Source organism: Micromonospora sp. NPDC005161 (assembly GCF_053599855.1).
The window spans coordinates 188,032-202,775 of record NZ_JBSFYQ010000003.1 but is presented as its reverse complement, the minus strand read 5'-3'; the positions used below and the strand labels follow the sequence as shown (position 1 = coordinate 202,775).

General features: G+C 73.4%; 14 protein-coding genes. 8 read left to right on the top strand and 6 right to left on the bottom strand.

The features are described 5' to 3' along the window. Window positions 1-110: 110 nt before the first annotated feature. Window positions 111-515: a hypothetical protein gene (locus tag ACWD5O_RS04735; protein WP_450084597.1), complete on the bottom strand. Its 405-nt coding sequence runs from the start codon at window positions 513-515 to the stop codon at window positions 111-113. Between the two features lie 397 nt (window positions 516-912). On the opposite strand from ACWD5O_RS04735, the gene ACWD5O_RS04730 reads away from it, so the two are divergent. From ACWD5O_RS04730 to pseI, 4 genes are all read left to right on the top strand, one after another. Continuing rightward, window positions 913-2,238 carry a polysaccharide pyruvyl transferase family protein gene (locus ACWD5O_RS04730; protein WP_450084596.1) on the top strand — a complete coding sequence of 442 codons (1,326 nt, stop codon included), beginning with the start codon at window positions 913-915 and terminating at the stop codon, window positions 2,236-2,238. An 89-nt stretch (window positions 2,239-2,327) separates the two neighbouring features. After that, window positions 2,328-3,452, top strand: a complete 1,125-nt coding sequence (locus tag ACWD5O_RS04725; protein WP_450084595.1) for a glycosyltransferase family 2 protein — start codon at window positions 2,328-2,330, stop codon at window positions 3,450-3,452. Then, window positions 3,449-3,952 (top strand): GNAT family N-acetyltransferase, encoded by a 504-nt coding sequence (locus ACWD5O_RS04720; RefSeq protein WP_450084594.1) that lies wholly within the window; start codon window positions 3,449-3,451, stop codon window positions 3,950-3,952. The genes ACWD5O_RS04725 and ACWD5O_RS04720 overlap by 4 nt, the downstream gene beginning before the upstream one ends. After that, window positions 3,949-4,995, top strand: a complete 1,047-nt coding sequence (gene pseI / locus ACWD5O_RS04715; RefSeq protein WP_354965962.1) for a pseudaminic acid synthase — start codon at window positions 3,949-3,951, stop codon at window positions 4,993-4,995. Before ACWD5O_RS04720 ends, pseI begins: the two co-directional genes overlap by 4 nt. Window positions 4,996-5,058: 63 nt before the next feature. On the opposite strand, the gene ACWD5O_RS04710 is transcribed toward pseI, so the two are convergent. From ACWD5O_RS04710 to ACWD5O_RS04690, 5 genes are read right to left on the bottom strand one after another with little or no spacing between them, the layout of a single operon-like run. Continuing rightward, complete coding sequence (locus ACWD5O_RS04710) at window positions 5,059-6,282, bottom strand: acyl-CoA reductase (protein ID WP_450084593.1); 1,224 nt, start codon at window positions 6,280-6,282, stop codon at window positions 5,059-5,061. Next, window positions 6,279-7,328 carry a LuxE/PaaK family acyltransferase gene (locus ACWD5O_RS04705; RefSeq protein ID WP_450084592.1) on the bottom strand — a complete coding sequence of 350 codons (1,050 nt, stop codon included), beginning with the start codon at window positions 7,326-7,328 and terminating at the stop codon, window positions 6,279-6,281. The genes ACWD5O_RS04710 and ACWD5O_RS04705 overlap by 4 nt, the downstream gene beginning before the upstream one ends. After that, window positions 7,322-8,716 carry an AMP-binding protein gene (locus ACWD5O_RS04700; RefSeq protein WP_354965965.1) on the bottom strand — a complete coding sequence of 465 codons (1,395 nt, stop codon included), beginning with the start codon at window positions 8,714-8,716 and terminating at the stop codon, window positions 7,322-7,324. The genes ACWD5O_RS04705 and ACWD5O_RS04700 overlap by 7 nt, the downstream gene beginning before the upstream one ends. Continuing rightward, a complete protein-coding gene (locus ACWD5O_RS04695; protein ID WP_354965966.1) occupies window positions 8,713-9,462 on the bottom strand; it encodes an SDR family NAD(P)-dependent oxidoreductase in 750 nt (249 codons plus the stop codon). The genes ACWD5O_RS04700 and ACWD5O_RS04695 overlap by 4 nt, the downstream gene beginning before the upstream one ends. Continuing rightward, the gene (locus ACWD5O_RS04690) at window positions 9,443-9,685 is read right to left on the bottom strand and encodes an acyl carrier protein (RefSeq protein ID WP_450084591.1); all 243 of its coding nucleotides are present in this window, start codon (window positions 9,683-9,685) and stop codon (window positions 9,443-9,445) included. The genes ACWD5O_RS04695 and ACWD5O_RS04690 overlap by 20 nt, the downstream gene beginning before the upstream one ends. A 207-nt stretch (window positions 9,686-9,892) precedes the next feature. On the opposite strand from ACWD5O_RS04690, the gene pseB reads away from it, so the two are divergent. From pseB to ACWD5O_RS04670, 4 genes are read left to right on the top strand one after another with little or no spacing between them, the layout of a single operon-like run. Then, entirely contained in the window at window positions 9,893-10,915 is a 1,023-nt protein-coding gene (gene pseB, locus ACWD5O_RS04685) for a UDP-N-acetylglucosamine 4,6-dehydratase (inverting) (protein ID WP_354965968.1), read from the top strand. Beyond that, window positions 10,912-12,072 (top strand): DegT/DnrJ/EryC1/StrS family aminotransferase, encoded by a 1,161-nt coding sequence (locus ACWD5O_RS04680; RefSeq protein WP_354965969.1) that lies wholly within the window; start codon window positions 10,912-10,914, stop codon window positions 12,070-12,072. The genes pseB and ACWD5O_RS04680 overlap by 4 nt, the downstream gene beginning before the upstream one ends. A 10-nt stretch (window positions 12,073-12,082) precedes the next feature. Next, window positions 12,083-12,925, top strand: coding sequence for a hypothetical protein (locus ACWD5O_RS04675; RefSeq protein WP_354965970.1), 843 nt, complete (start codon window positions 12,083-12,085; stop codon window positions 12,923-12,925). Continuing rightward, on the top strand, window positions 12,915-14,729 hold the full coding sequence (locus ACWD5O_RS04670; RefSeq protein ID WP_450084590.1) for a class I SAM-dependent methyltransferase: 1,815 nt from the start codon (window positions 12,915-12,917) through the stop codon (window positions 14,727-14,729). Before ACWD5O_RS04675 ends, ACWD5O_RS04670 begins: the two co-directional genes overlap by 11 nt. Window positions 14,730-14,744 lie beyond the last annotated feature (15 nt).

The window sequence follows — 14,744 nt, the reverse complement described above, 5'->3', positions numbered from 1 at the left end:
CCGCACGGCCGACCCGGGCCGGGATCACCGTGGCGGGCCACGGGCCGACGGGCGGGGTGTGCGGAGGTACGTGATCGACAGGCGTGGTGACGGGACGTCGTCCCGGTGGCTCAGAGCCTCGGCGGGGCCCGGGACGCCCGGGTGGCCGGATCGGCGGTGCGCGGCGATCGCCGCGGACCGGTCCCGACCGCGGAGGCGCCGGCCTCCGCCGGCACGGCGGCCTCGACGGCGGGCGCCGCCGGGGGCGCGTCCGGCGAGATCGGCGGGGCGGCGTGGTCGACAGCGACCGGAGCCGCGAGATCGGCGGCGCCCGTGGGGGCGACCCATCCGGACGACGGAGAGCCCGAGGACACCACCGAGGTGGGCAGCGGGACGGCCGAGGCGGGCGGGGCGGCCGACGCGGGTGACGCGCCCGAGCCGAGGGCCAGGGCGGCGACCACGGCGAGGCTGGTCAGTATCCGCGTCGCCCAGCGCGCCACCCACCACAGCGGACAGGTGAGCGCGACGGGAGGCACGCCCCCACGCTACCGCCGGTGCCGTCCGGGCGCATCGACGCCGGGCGTGTCGGATACCGCCGCGCCGCCGGATCTGACCAGCGCGGACGCTCGTCGTGGACGTCGAGCGGCGGGCCGCTCAGCGGTCGGCGTACGCCGATCGGCGCTCGGTGTCGGCTGTCGCGCTCCGCTGGCGCGGCAGGACGGGAGCCGACCCGGCGTCGGCGGTCCCGGTACCGCCCCGACCGGGCACCTTACCGGCGGCGGTCGGCACCCGTCACCTCGCCGATGGTGACGCCTGCGTATGTTCCGGCTGACGCGTGTCCTAATATTCCGGGACCGGAGGTGACGGCTCGCCCGCCTGTCCAGGCCTGGGCGGTGCTGTGCCCGGGCGCCAGCAGACGAGAGGTGGAGCCCCATGCACCAGCGGATTCTGATGCGGGCGAAGAAGGGCCCCTTCGACGTCTACTCCCCGGAGGAGACGTTTCAGGGCAACTGGATCGGCGAGAACAACGGCAACCTGGTCTTCAGCCACGCCGCGCACAAGATCCTGCGTACCAGCACGGCCGAGATCACCTCGACCGGCTTCAAGGTCGACCTACGCGACGTCGACCGCATCAACGAGCAGTACGACGTCTACGTCATCCCGCTGGCCAACGCGTTCCGCCGCAGTTACGCGCACCGCATCGAGGCGATGACCAAGCTGGTCGAGCGGTTGAAGATCCCGGTGGTGGTGCTGGGGGTGGGCGTACAGACCAATGTCGCGGGCGACCGGGAGTACCTGCGCCCGATCGACGGTGTGGTCAGCCGGTTCGTCCGGGCGGTGCTCAACCGCTCGCATAGCATCGGCGTCCGGGGCGAGATCACCGAGGGCTACCTGCGGACGTTGGGCTTCTCGGCGGTCGACGTGATCGGCTGCCCGTCGATGTTCCTCCACGGCGACACCCTCGGGGTGGAGAAGGGCAAGGCGGCGCTGGAGCCGAACGACCGGGTCGCCCTGACCGTCTCGCCGTACGTGAAGTCCATGGGAAAGATCATCGCTTCGCACCAGCGGCGCTACCCCAACCTGCGCTACCTCCCGCAGGACCTGAAGACCCTGGGCACCCTGCTCTACGGCGACGCCCCGGAGGACCGGGGGAAGACCAGCACCATCCCGATCCACGCCTCGCACCCGCTGTTCACCGAGGACAAGGTGCGGATGTTCCTCGACCCGTGGACCTGGATGGACTACCTCGCCGGCTTCGACTTCGCCTTCGGCACCCGCATCCACGGCACCATCACGGCGCTGGTCGCCGGGACGCCCGGGTACCTGTTCGCACACGATTCGCGCACCCTGGAACTGGCCCGCTACTTCGACATCCCGCACCGGGTGATGAAGGACGTGCCGGCCGACGTCGACGCCGCCGACCTGTACGAGGAGGCCGACTACACGGCGATGAACAACGGTCACAAGGCCCGGTACAACACCATGCTCTCCTTCCTGGCCAAGCACGATCTCGGCAACTCGTTCGCCGACGGCGACAGCGCCGGTCGCTTCGACGCGCAGGTCCGGGCCACCGCCTTCCCGCCCGCCGTACGCCCGGCCGCCGCCACCGCGACGGAGGAGCTGCTGGCCCGGGTGCAGTGGCTGCACGACCGCAACGGTGAGCTGCGGCGCGACCTCGCCACGTTGGGGGAGAAGCGGCTGCGGGCCCGGGTCGGGCGGGCCCTGCCCGGGCCGGTGCGCCGGATCCTCAACCGTTAACCCCGTGCTGGACGGCTGTTCAGGCGGCCCACGCTCCCGCGCCACGTGAGGTTCCGAGGCCGTCCATCCGCGTCGTCAATGGTGGCGGGGTGGTCTTCGAGCCGACGCACGCCCCGCTGCTGAGTATCGTCGTGCCGGTCTACGGCGTCGAGGCGTACCTGTACCAGTGCCTGGAGTCGATCCGGGCCGACATCCCGGCGGACGAGGCGGGGGCGGTCGAGCTGATCGCCGTCGACGACGCCTCCCCCGACGGCTGCCCCGCGATGCTGCGCGCGTACGCCGCGGGTCGCGCCGACGTACGCGTCGTGCACCTGACCGACAACGTGGGCCTGGGGCTGGCCCGCAACGCCGGTCTCGACGTGGCCACCGGGCGGTACGTCTGGTTCGTCGACAGCGACGACTGGCTGCCGCCCGGGACGATTTCCGCGGTGCTCGACCGGCTGCGCCAGCACGAGCCCGACGTGCTGATGCTCGACCACCTCCGGGTGCACGAGGACGGCCGGCGCGAGGTCGACGCGAGCAGCCACCTGATGCGCGGCGTGACCGGCGCGGTCCGCCTCGCCGAGCAGCCGCAGCTGCTGCGGGTGCAGCACACCGCGTGGAACAAGGTCGTCCGTCGCGCCTTCCTCGACGAGCTGGAGCTGCGCTTTCACCCCGGCTGGTACGAGGACATCCCGTTCAGCCACCCGCTGCTGATCGGCGCCGAGCGGATCTCGGTGCTGGACCGGGTCTGCTACCTGTACCGCCGAGGCCGGCTCGGCGCCATCACCTCCACCCGCAGCGGCCGGCACTTCGACGCCTTCGACCAGTACGAGCGACTGATGGAGTGGGTGGGGCGCCGGCACCCCGACGAGCGGCTCCGGGCCGAGCTGTTCCAGCTGATGGTGAACCACTACCTGGTGGTGGCGGGCAACGACGACCGGCTGCATCCGCACCTGCGGCGCGCCTTCTTCCGCCGGGTCGCCCAGCACTACCGCCGCTACCTGCCGGCCGGCGGCTACCCCATGCCGGACGGGGTGGCCGGCCTCAAGCACCGCCTGGTCGGACGGAACGACTACCTCGCGTACGCGGCGCTGCGCCAGGCCCACCGGGTGGCCGGCCGGGTGCGGGGCGCCCGGGTCGGAACGTCGTCCGACGCGCCCGCCGAGGGCGCGCCGGCGGGCGATCCGGTGGCGGCGCCGAAGCGGCCGCGTGCGCTGGCGGGACGCGGATGATGGCATTGCTGCGCCCGGCCGACGACGGCGACCTGCACCTGATGCTGCGCTGGCGCAACCACCCGCAGGTGCGCGCGGTGAGCCTCACCCGGCACGAGATCAGCCTGGCGGAGCACACCGCCTGGTGGGCGCGGGTCCGCGCGGACCCCGACCGGCGGGTGCTGGTGCACCTGCACGAGGGTGTCCCGTCCGGGGTGGTCACCTTCTCCGGCGTCACCTCGCCCGAGCGGGCCCTCACCTGGGGGTTCTACCTGGACATCGCCGGGCTGGACCCGCGGGACGGGCTGTTGCCGGCGTGGCTGTCGTTGGAGCGGGCCGGGATCGCGTACGCCTTCGACGTCCTCGGGGCACGGACGCTCGGCGGCGAGACGCTGACCACCAACCGGCCGGTGCTGGCCCTGCACCGGCGCTTCGGATTTCGCGTCGTCCGGCAGTACGAGCAGGACGTCGACGGCAGACCGCACCAGGTGGTGTGGACGGAAATGAGCAGAGGAACATGACAATCAAGATCGGACCGCACGTGGTCGGCGTCGGGGAGCGGCCGCTCGTGGTCGCGGAGATGTCCGGCAACCACAACGGCAGCCTGGACCGGGCGCTGGCCATCGTGGACGCGGTGGCCGCGAGCGGTGCGCACGCGTTGAAACTCCAGACGTACCGGCCGGACACCATCACCATCGACGTCGACGCGCCGGCGTTCCGGATCTCCGACGGGCACGACCTGTGGGGCGGTGAGCGCCTCTGGCAGCTCTTCGAGCGGGCCCACACGCCGTACGAGTGGCACGCGCCGATCTTCGAGCGGGCCCGCCAGCACGGCCTGACCGTCTTCTCCTCCCCCTTCGACCACACCGCCGTGGAGCTGCTGGAGGAGCTGGGCGCGCCGGCGTACAAGATCGCCTCTTCGGAGCTGGTGGACCTGCCGCTGATCCGGCTCGTGGCCAGCACCGGCAAGCCGATGGTCATCTCGACCGGCATGGCCACCGTGGGTGAGATCGACGCCGCCGTGCGAGCGGCCCGAGAGGGTGGCGCCGGCGGCATCGTGCTGCTGGCCTGCACCGCGTCCTACCCGGCGCCGCCGCAGGACAGCAACCTGCGCCGGCTGCCCGTGCTGGCCGATGCCTTCGGTCTTCCGGTGGGGCTCTCCGACCACACTCCGGGCATCGGCGTGCCGGTCGCCTCGGTGGCGCTCGGCGCCTGCCTGATCGAGAAGCACGTGACGCTGCGCCGGGCCGATGGCGGCGTCGACTCCGACTTCTCGCTGGAGCCGGACGAGCTGGCCGCGCTCACCGTCGAGTCGGAGCGGGCCTTCGCGGCGCTGGGCGGCACGACGATCGGGCCGACCCCGACCGAGCGGGAGGGGCTGCGGTTCCGCCGGTCCCTGTTCGTGGTCGCCGACGTGCGCGCCGGCGACACGGTCACCGCCGCCAACGTCCGCTCCATCCGGCCGGCGGGCGGGCTCCCCCCGGCCGACCTCGACCGGGTTCTCGGTCGCACCTTCAGCAGTGACGTGCCGCGCGGTACGCCGCTGGCCTGGGATCTGATCTGAGCCCTGATCCGCGACGGCGGGCCCGGTCCTGAGGGACCGGGCCCGTTGTGTCGTGGCGAACGCTCAGCCGTCGACGCTGACCAGCCGGACGAACTCGCGCAGCAGGTCGTAGCCGTCCCAGACCGGGGCGAAATTGAGCGCCGCGCCGAACGGCACGATCCGGTCGATGCCCCGGCCCCCCAGCTCCCGGGCGAATCCGACCAGCTCGGTCGGGTCGAACCCGAAGTGGGTCAGCGTCTGGTCCCGCCGGCGCAGGAACGGCACCAGCTCGGCCAGCTCCGCGATCGTGACGAAGCCGAACGTGCCGGTGCCGAGCCACTCCCGAGGCGCCGCGGCCGGCGTGTCCAGTTCCAGCGTCGCCACCAGGTTGTCGGGGAAGGCCATGCGGGACACTCCCCCGTCGGCGGCCAGGCCGTACGACCCGACCCGCTTCTCGACCGCCATCGCCGCGTCCACGTCCGAGCCCCGATCCCGGGCCGCGACGCTGAGCAGCGCGACGAACTCGGCCCGGACGGCGTCCGCGCGCGCGGCGTCGCCGACCAGGAACACCGCCCGGGGCGACGAGCACGCCGCCTGGTCGAACCAGTAGGCGTCGTTGGCGAACTTCGCGACGGCGTCCCGCCGGGCGGCGACCGGGGCGGCCTCCCAGCCGGCCACCGCCAGCACCGCGAAGGACGACCGGTCCGGGAAGGTGAGGTCGCGGGCCGCCGGAGCCAACGGGTGCCGCCGGACGGCCGTCACCGCCCGGTCGCCGCCCCAGATGACCCGGACGTCGCAGTCGGCGCTGAGCCGGGCGGTCACCGCGTCGTCGTGGCCGTAGGTGACCATGCGCTGGGTCCGGGCGACGACCGGGTCCGCCTCGGCGAGGCTGTCGTTCAACACCTCGAGTATCGCGTCGGCGGCCGCCGCCGACCGGGGCGACACCCGGACGACGTTGATGTTGCCGGCCAGCGCGGCCAGCGCCCAGGAGTAGACGAAGATGGTGTCCACGTTGGCCGGTGGGACGTGGAACACCACGCCCCGGGGAAAGGCCAGCACCCGCTCGTCGAGGCCGGCGCGCAGCCGCTCCACCCCGTGCAGCAGCTCCCGACGGCGCAGGAAGAAGCCGAGCGAGCCGAGCTCCGGGTGCCGCCGGGCCAGGGCCGGGGTCAGCAGGCGGCGCGACACGGCGGTCAGGAAGTCCATGATCCGCTCGTCACCGACCGTCAGCGGCGTCTCCGGGGGCGGCGGCACCAACTCGTCCACCGACAGCTCCGGCCCCGCCGGGAAGCGCATCCGTACGGTCATGACCGTCCTCCGACGTAGGTGTCGCTGCAACCGCGGGCCTCGGCGCGGGGCAGCCGGCCCAGGACGCTGAACCGCTTGCCCGGCCAGTGGCCGTCGTCGACGCCGTGCACCACCCCGAGGTCCTCGGTGAGCAGCACGTTGCCCGGGTACGAGGTGGGCAGGGTGCTCAGCACCTCGATCACGCCCGGTGTGCCGATCGGCGCCTCCCGCCAGGTCACCGGGTCGCGGACGATGACGTCGGCGAAGTCCGGGCAGTAGAGCGAGCCGCCCTCCGGCCCCTCCAGGAAGACGGTGCCGATCTGCTCGACCATCCCGTAGAAGTTGTGGATCCGGGTCAGGCCGGTGTCCGCACCGAGGCGGCGCCGGAACTCCGCGTTGTCCACGGCCTGGTCGGCGAGCTTCTTCCAGCCGCCGGAGTGCACCAGGATCCCCTGGGACAGGTCGAGGCCATGGTCGCGGGCCACCTCGTAGAGGTATCGCCAGACCATGAACGTGAAGCCGAAGACGAGGAACGGCGAGTCCCCGTGCCGGCCGAGGAACTCCTTGAGGGCGGCCACGTCCGGCCGGTCGTCGGCGTCGAGCAGCCAGAGGTGGTCACGGCCGAAGTTCACCATGCCGAGCGCCCCCGCGCCGCGGGCGGAGTAGGAGCGCCGGTCGCCGACCACCCCGGAGCGGTCCACCACGACCATGGGCAGCCGTCGCGGTCCGAGCACCGTGCCGAGCGTGCGGGCCAGCATCCGGGACTGGGTGGCCGCGGCCGCCCGGTCCAGGTGGATCCGGCTGACCTCGCCGGTGGTGCCACTGGAGGTGAGCACCCGGATCACCTCGTCGTCGGGCACGCTGGACAGCTTGCGGGTCTTGAACAACCGCACCGGCAGCCAGGGCAGGTCGGCCAGCGTCGCCGGCTCACCGTCCTGGTCGAGGGCGTCCAGGATCCGGGCGTACGGCGGGCAGTGGCGCCGGTGGTGTCCGAGCAGCTCGACCAGCTCGCCGCATAGCCGTTCCTCCTTTTCCGGCTGGGTGAGGGTGAACACGTCGGTCAGCACTGTGCCTCCAGCGCGCGGTAGTCGGGCTTGCCGGCGGGCGTCAGCGGCAGCGCGTCGACGCTGCGCACCTGGACGCCGGACGAGTGGGTGCCCAGCGCCGCCGCGACCTCGGTGCGGATCCGGGCGAGCTGGTCGGCGTCGGCCCCCTCGGCCACCACCACCAGCCGGTCCGCCCCGGCGATCGCGGCGAGCGGACCGTGGTGGCCGAGCGACCGTTCCACGTCGTCGAGGTTGACCCGGACGCCGAACACCTTGGCGATCCGCTTGATCCGGCCGGTGACGAACAGGAAGCCCTCCGGGTCCAGCCGCCCCAGGTCGCCGGTGGCCAGCGTGCCGCCCAGCTCGTCGGGGCGGGCCAGGTCGGCGGCGCTCTCGGCGTAGCCCATCATCACGTTCGGCCCGCGGTAGACGATCTCGCCCACCCGGGCCGCCTCGGTGGTCTCCACGCCCTCGTCGGTACGGATCGACACTGTGCCCCCGGGCACGGCCAGGCCGACCGACCCGAGCTTCGCCGGCAGCCGGTCGGACGGCAGGACGGTCATCCGGGCGGTCGCCTCGGTCTGCCCGTACATCACGAAGAACCGGCCCTCGACCTCGGTCATCCGGCCGTGGAAGTCGGTCACCAGGTCGGGGTGCAGCCGGCCGCCGGCCTGGGTGAGCGTCCGCAGCCGCTCGTACCGGCCGGGCGCGAAGCGCAGCCGGCGCAGCATCTCGTACTGGTAGGGCACGGCGGCGAGCGAGGTGACCCGGTGCCGGTCGACCGCGGACCAGAAGTCGCGGGAGGTGAGGCCGGAGCGTTCCAGCAGCACGGTGGCGCCGGCGTGCAGGTGGCTGGTGAGCACCGAGAGCCCGTAGGTGTAGTGCAGCGGCAGCGTGGTGGGCGCCACCTCGTCGCCGTCGAGGTCCAGCGCGGCGGCGATCGCCGCCGCGTTGGCCCGCACGGCCGAGCGGGACAGCCGGACCAGCTTGGGGTTGCCCGTCGAGCCCGACGTGGTGAGCAGCAGCGCCAGGTCGGGGTGCGGGGTGGGACCGGAGGGCCCGGTGCGCCGCCAGGCCGGGCCCGGCCCGACCTCTGCCGCCCGGTAGCCGTCCGGCGATGTCGGGTGCGTCAGCAGCAGGGCCGGGCGGAACCGGTCGACCAGGTCCCGCAGCGTGGCCGCGGGGATCTGTGGATCGAGCAGCGCCACCGGGCGGCCCGCCTGCCAGGCGGCGAGGACGCGCACCACGGCGTCGATGTCGGCGGGCACGGTGGCGAAGACCACGCCCGGAGGTTCCCGGTCGAGCGACGTCGCGAGGTCGGCGACCCGGGCGGCGAGGTCCGGGCCACCCAGTTGCCGTCCGGTGCCTGCGTCCACCAGCCGGGCGTCGGCGTGCAGCAGGTCGCTCACAGCGTCAACCCGCCGTCCACCCCGACCACCTGGCCGGTGACGAAGGCCGCGGCCGGCGAGAGCAGGAACGCGACCACCTCGGCCACCTCGGCCGGCTCGCCGAGCCGGCGCAGTGGGGTGGCGGCGGCGCGGGCCTGTCGGCCGGCGTCGTCCAGGTCGGCGAGCAGATCGGTGCGGATGAAGCCGGGCGCGACCGCGTTGACCCGGATGCCGGCGGGACCGAGTTCCTTCGCGGCGGCCCGGGTCAGCCCCTCGATCGCGGCCTTGCTGGCCGCGTAGACCGTCTGGCCGGCGGCCCCGGCCGAGCCGACCAGGGAGGCGGTGAGCACCACCGCGGGGCGCTCGCCCCGGCGCAGCAGGCGGACTCCCTGCTGCAGGGTGTGCGCCGCACCGGCGGCGTTCACCGCGAAGAGCCTGGTCACGGTCTCGTCCGACACCCCGCCCAGCAGCCCCGCCGCGTGCACGCCGGCGTTGACGACCAGGGCGTCCAGGCCGCGCCACCGCTCGAACAGGACGCGGGTCAGGGCGCGGATCTGGTCGGGGTCGGCCACGTCGCCGTGCACCGCCAGGTGCGGCCCACCGGGCAGGACGGCGACCGCCTCGGCGGCGGAGCCGGGCGACCGGCCGTGCACGGCGACCACGCAGCCCTGCTCGGCGAGCCGCCGGGCGACGGCCAGACCGATGCCCCGGGTGGATCCGGTGACCAGCACCCGGCGGGCCGGCGGATCAGTCGGTGAGGACGACACCGTGCTTCTCCAGGATCTGGCGAGCGCGGTCGAAGGAACTGAGATCAATGACCTCGTCGGTGTCCAACATGACACCGAACTCGTCCTCGATCGCGGCCACCAGGGACATGTGCGCGAGTGAGTCCCACTTCTCGATCCCGCGATATTCGAGACTGTCCACCGCGGTGTTGTCGGGCAGTTCCAACGCCGTGCGGAAGACGACTCTCAGTCGCTGCAGTTCCACTGGTCTTTCCTCCGTAACTGGTATGCACGACCGGCGTGCCGGCCGAGTGTAGCCGAGGTTCTGAGCTGCTCAGCGAGGCCCCGAACGAGCGAAAAGTGTTTGCCTGCAAGGCATTCCGCATTCACTTCCCACGCGGCATCAGTTCACCAGGGTGCGTCGGGTTGTTAACCCGCCGGGTCTAGCGTCTCGATCCGGTTGGCCAGCCGAATGCCACCGCGGAAACAACCACGACCATGGGAGCACCAATTGAGCGAGCTGAATGGGTCCTCCATTCTTGTCACCGGGGGAACGGGTTCCTTCGGCAGGACCTTCCTCCGGCACGTCCTCGCCGAGGCCGACCCGGCGAGGGTCGTGGTGTTCTCCCGCGACGAGCTCAAGCAGTACGAGCTACGCCAGCAGCTCGGTGACGACCCCCGGCTGCGCTGGTTCATCGGCGACATCCGGGACCGGCACCGGCTGACCCGGGCGATGCACGGGGTGGACCACGTCGTGCACGCCGCGGCTCTCAAGCAGGTGGACACCGCCGAGTACAACCCCTCGGAGTACATCGCCACCAACATCACCGGCTCCCAGCACGTCGTCGACGCGGCGATCGAGGCTGGCGTCAAGAAGGTCATCGCGCTCTCGACCGACAAGGCGTCCAGCCCGATCAACCTGTACGGCGCGACGAAGCTGGTCGGCGACAAGCTCTTCGTCTCGGCCAACCACTACGCCGCCCATCACCCGACCCGGTTCGCCGTGGTGCGCTACGGCAACGTCGTGGGCAGCCGCGGCTCGGTGGTCCCGCTGTTCCGCCGGCTGGCCGCCGAGGGCAAGAGCCTGCCGGTCACCGACAAGCGGATGACCCGCTTCTGGATCACCCTGGACCAGGCCGTCCAGTTCGTCATGGACTCGTTCGACCAGATGCAGGGCGGCGAGCTGTACGTGCCCCGGATCCCCAGCATGCGGATCCTCGACCTGGTCGAGGCGGTCGCCCCGGACGCCACCACGCACGAGATCGGCATCCGCCCCGGCGAGAAGCTGCACGAGGAGATGATCGCGCCGGACGACAGCCGCCGGACGGTGCGCGCCGCGGACCGGTACATCGTCCAGCCGACCATCGCCGGCTGGGGCTACCAGCCGCCGGTCGACTGCGAGCCGGTGCCGGACGGCTTCGCCTACCAGTCGGACACCAACGACGAGTGGCTCAGCGTCGAGCGGTTGCGCGACATGCTCGGCCTCACCGCGTGATGGCGATGCTCCCCTACGGCCGGCACTCGGTCAGCGAGGACGACGTCGCGGCCGTCGCCGACGTGCTGCGCGGCGACTGGCTCACCACCGGCCCCCAGGTCGACGGGTTCGAGGCGGACCTGGCCAAGGTGACCGGTGGAGCCGGCTGCGCGGCGGTCTCCAACGGCACCGCCGCGCTGCACGTGGCGTACGCGGCGGCCGGTGTCGGCCCTGGCGACGAGGTGGTCGTCCCGCCGATGACCTTCGTGGCCACCGCGAGCAGCGCCGCGCTGCTCGGCGCGAAGATCGTCTTCGCGGACGTCGAGGAGGAGACCTTCACCCTCGACCCGGCCGCGGCGGCCGCCGCGACGACGTCGCGCACCAGGGTCGTCTCGGCCGTGGACTACGCCGGCCACCCGGCCGACTACGACGCGCTGCGAACCGCTCTGAGCGGCTCGGACGCGCTGCTGCTGGCCGACGCCGCGCACTCCATCGGCGCCACCTACCAGGGCCGGCCGGTCGGCTCGCTCGCCGACCTGACCACCTTCTCGTTCTTCCCGACGAAGCACCTCACCACCGGAGAGGGTGGCGCGGTCGCCAGCACCGACGCCGAGCTGCTCAAGCGGGCCCGCCGGTTCCGCAACATCGGGCTGGTCCGCGAGCGCGACGAGCAGCGCTGGCCGGACGAGGGCGGCTGGCACCAGGAGGTGCACGAGTTCGGGCTGAACTACCGGCTGCCGGACGTGCTCTGCGCCCTGGGCCGCAGCCAGCTGCGCCAGCTCGACGCCTTCCTCGCCCGGCGGGCCGAGCTGGTCGCCCGCTACAACGAGGCGCTGGCCGATCTGGACGGGGTGCGGCTACCGGTCCAGAAGTCGTGGGCCGAACCGGCCTGGCACCTCTACCCGATCCGGGTGCTCGACGGCCGCCGCCGCGAGGTGTACGACGCGATGCGCGCCGCCGGCGTCGGCGTGCAGGTCAACTACATCCCCGTGCACTGGCACCCGGTCTTCGCCGACCTGGGCTACCGGCGCGGATCCTGCCCGGTCGCCGAGTCGTTCTACCGTCAGCAACTCTCGCTGCCGCTCTACCCGACGTTGAGCGACGCCGACCAGGACCGCGTCATCGACGCGCTCGGTGCGGCGCTGCGGGGCCGCCCGGCGCGGCCCGTCGCCGCCTGATGGGACGCTGATGCACCACGCCAACCACTTCTACGGCCACGCCCACGTGCTGGCCCGCTACGCCGGGCTGGGCGACGACCACCCGCCGCGGATCAACGGGTACGTCCAGCACGGCTGGAACATCGGCGACGGGCTCGCCCCCGGCCACCCGTACGCCGAGGGCACGCCGAGCCTGCTCTGGTCGGAGCAGACCCGGCGGCGGGCCTGGTCGGTCGGGCGGCGCAACGTCGTCGTCATCGGCGCGCCCTTCGAGTACCTGCTGGCCCTGCGGCCCGAGGACCCGCCGGAGTCGCAGCGGCAGGGCACCATCTGGTATCCGTTCCACGGCTGGGAGGGTCAGCACGTCCGCGGCGACCACAGGGAGCTCATCGCCCGGATCCGCGACACCGAGCCGGGCCCGGTGACCGTCTGCCTCTACTGGCACGAGTACGGCATGCGGCGGGTCCGCCGGCTCTACGAGAACGCCGGCTTCCGTGTGATCTGCCACGGCTACCGCGGGCACTGGTGGAAGGACACCGACCCGCTCTTTCTCGACAAGCAGCTCACCGAGCTGCGTCGGCACCGCCGGGTGGCGTCGAACCGGCTGACCAGCGCGATCTTCTACGGCATCGCCGCCGGCTGCGAACCGGCGGTGTACGGCGACCCGATGGTGCTCGCCGACGAGGACCCGACCTTCGGCGGGACCGCCCGGATCCGCCGCCAGTGGCCGGAGCTGCACGGCGAGTCGGTGGACCTGCCGACCGCCGTCGCGATCGCGCGCGCCGAGCTGGGCACCGACCACCGCTGCACGCCGGCCGAGCTGCGCGAGCTGCTCGGGTGGGCGAACCTCCAGGAGGAACCAGTTGACCATTGAGACGGCACCCGTCGACCGGATCGCGCTGCCGGGCGGGGAGATGCTGGCCTGGTCCGACCTGCCGGAGCAGCGCCCCGCCGACGGTGGAGCCCTGGCCGCGCTGGCGGCGCGGATCGTGCCGCCCGGCGCCCGGGTGCTGCTGGCCGGCCCGCACGATCCGGGGATGCTCGACCGGCTCGCGCACGCCGAGGTCACCTGCCTGCTGCGCAGCTACCCGGACGCGGTGGCGATGGCCGCGCGTACCGCCCGGGTAGTGGTGGGCGGGCCGGCCGGCCTGCCGCAGGACGAGCGGTTCGACGTGGTCATCGCCGGCGCGGGCCTGGATCCGGTGGAGTCGGTGGAGGGCGCCCGGCAAGGCTGGGATGGCGTGCTGGGCCGACTGGCCGACGCGCTGTCCCCCGGCGGCACTCTGCTGCTGCGGGTGGACAACCCGCTCGGGCTGCACCGGCTGGTCGACACCGCCCCCTGGTACGCCCGACGCGACGACGCCGCCTGGACCATCGGCGGCGTCCTCGACACCGACCGTCCCGCGAACCGGGAGCAGGTGCGCGCCCGCCTGACCGACGTCGGGCTGCGCCCGGGCGCCTGCTTCGCCGCCTACCCGACCGCGCTGCTCGACGCCGACCAACTCGACCGGCGTACCACCTCCGGGTTCTTCGACGCGGTCCTGCACCACGCCTGCACGGGAGGCTTCACCGCCGCGACGGTGCTCCAGGACCCCGCCCGGCTGGCCGTGGACGCGCTGCACGCCGGGCACGGCGCCGCGCTGGCCCCGGGCTGGCTGGTGCTGGCCCGCAAGGCCCCGGCATCCGACGCCGCCCCGGCCCTCGGGTCGCCGGGCGACCTTCCGGTGGCGCTGCTGCAGACCGGCCCGCCCGGCTCCGACGTGGTGGAGGTGGTCGACGGGCCGGACGGCTGGCGGTGGCAGGCCACCGCCGGCGCCGACCGCACCGGCACGGCCGCCGCGCCGTTCGCCAGCCGCAAGGCGGCGTATCGGGACCCGTCCGCGCTCATCGGGCAACCGGTGCCCGACGGGCGGCTGCTGCGCACCCTGCTGCTCGACGCCGCCCTGCGGCGGGACCTGGAAACGCTGCGGGCGCTGCTGCACGGGTACGCGGACTGGCTCGCCGGGCAGGCCGGTGACGACGGCCGGATCGCCGGCGCCGCCGCGCTGGCCGGCACCGACAACGTGGTGGTCTCCGCCGGCCGGTACGCCGTGCTCGACCTCAGCTGGCGGGCCACCGAGGCGCTCCCCCGCGACGTGGTGCTCGCCCGGGGTCTGTGGCGGTTCGCCGTCGCGCTGCTCACCGGCGGGTACGCCCATCCCTGGGCGTCCACGCTGGACGTCGCGGGACTGACCGTGGTGCTGGGCGGCCTCGCCGGCCACGACCTCGACCGGGCGACGGTGTCGGCCGCGGTGGAGGCGGAGGCGGCGATCACCGCCGCGCTCCGGGGGCTGGACGCCGACGGGCGGGTCACCCTCGTCGCCGAGCTGCGGTCGGTCGAGCCGACCGACCCGCCGGCCGGGCCGGGCGGCTACCAGCAACTGCACGAGGCGTGGCTGCGCCAGCGCGACGAGCTGACCCGGATGTCCGCGTCGCTGAGGTGGACCGAGGACCTGCTCACCTCGCGGGAGCGGGCGCTACGCCGGGCCGACGCGACCATCAACCTGCTCAGCGGATCGCTGAGCTACCGGGTCGGACGGCTGGCTCTCACCCCGGCACGGCTGGCCCGGCGCGGGGCCCGCGTGGCCAAGCGGCGGGCCCGCCAGGCGCTGGCGCCGAAGCGGCAGGAGCAGCAGTGAGCGGCCGTGGCGGCA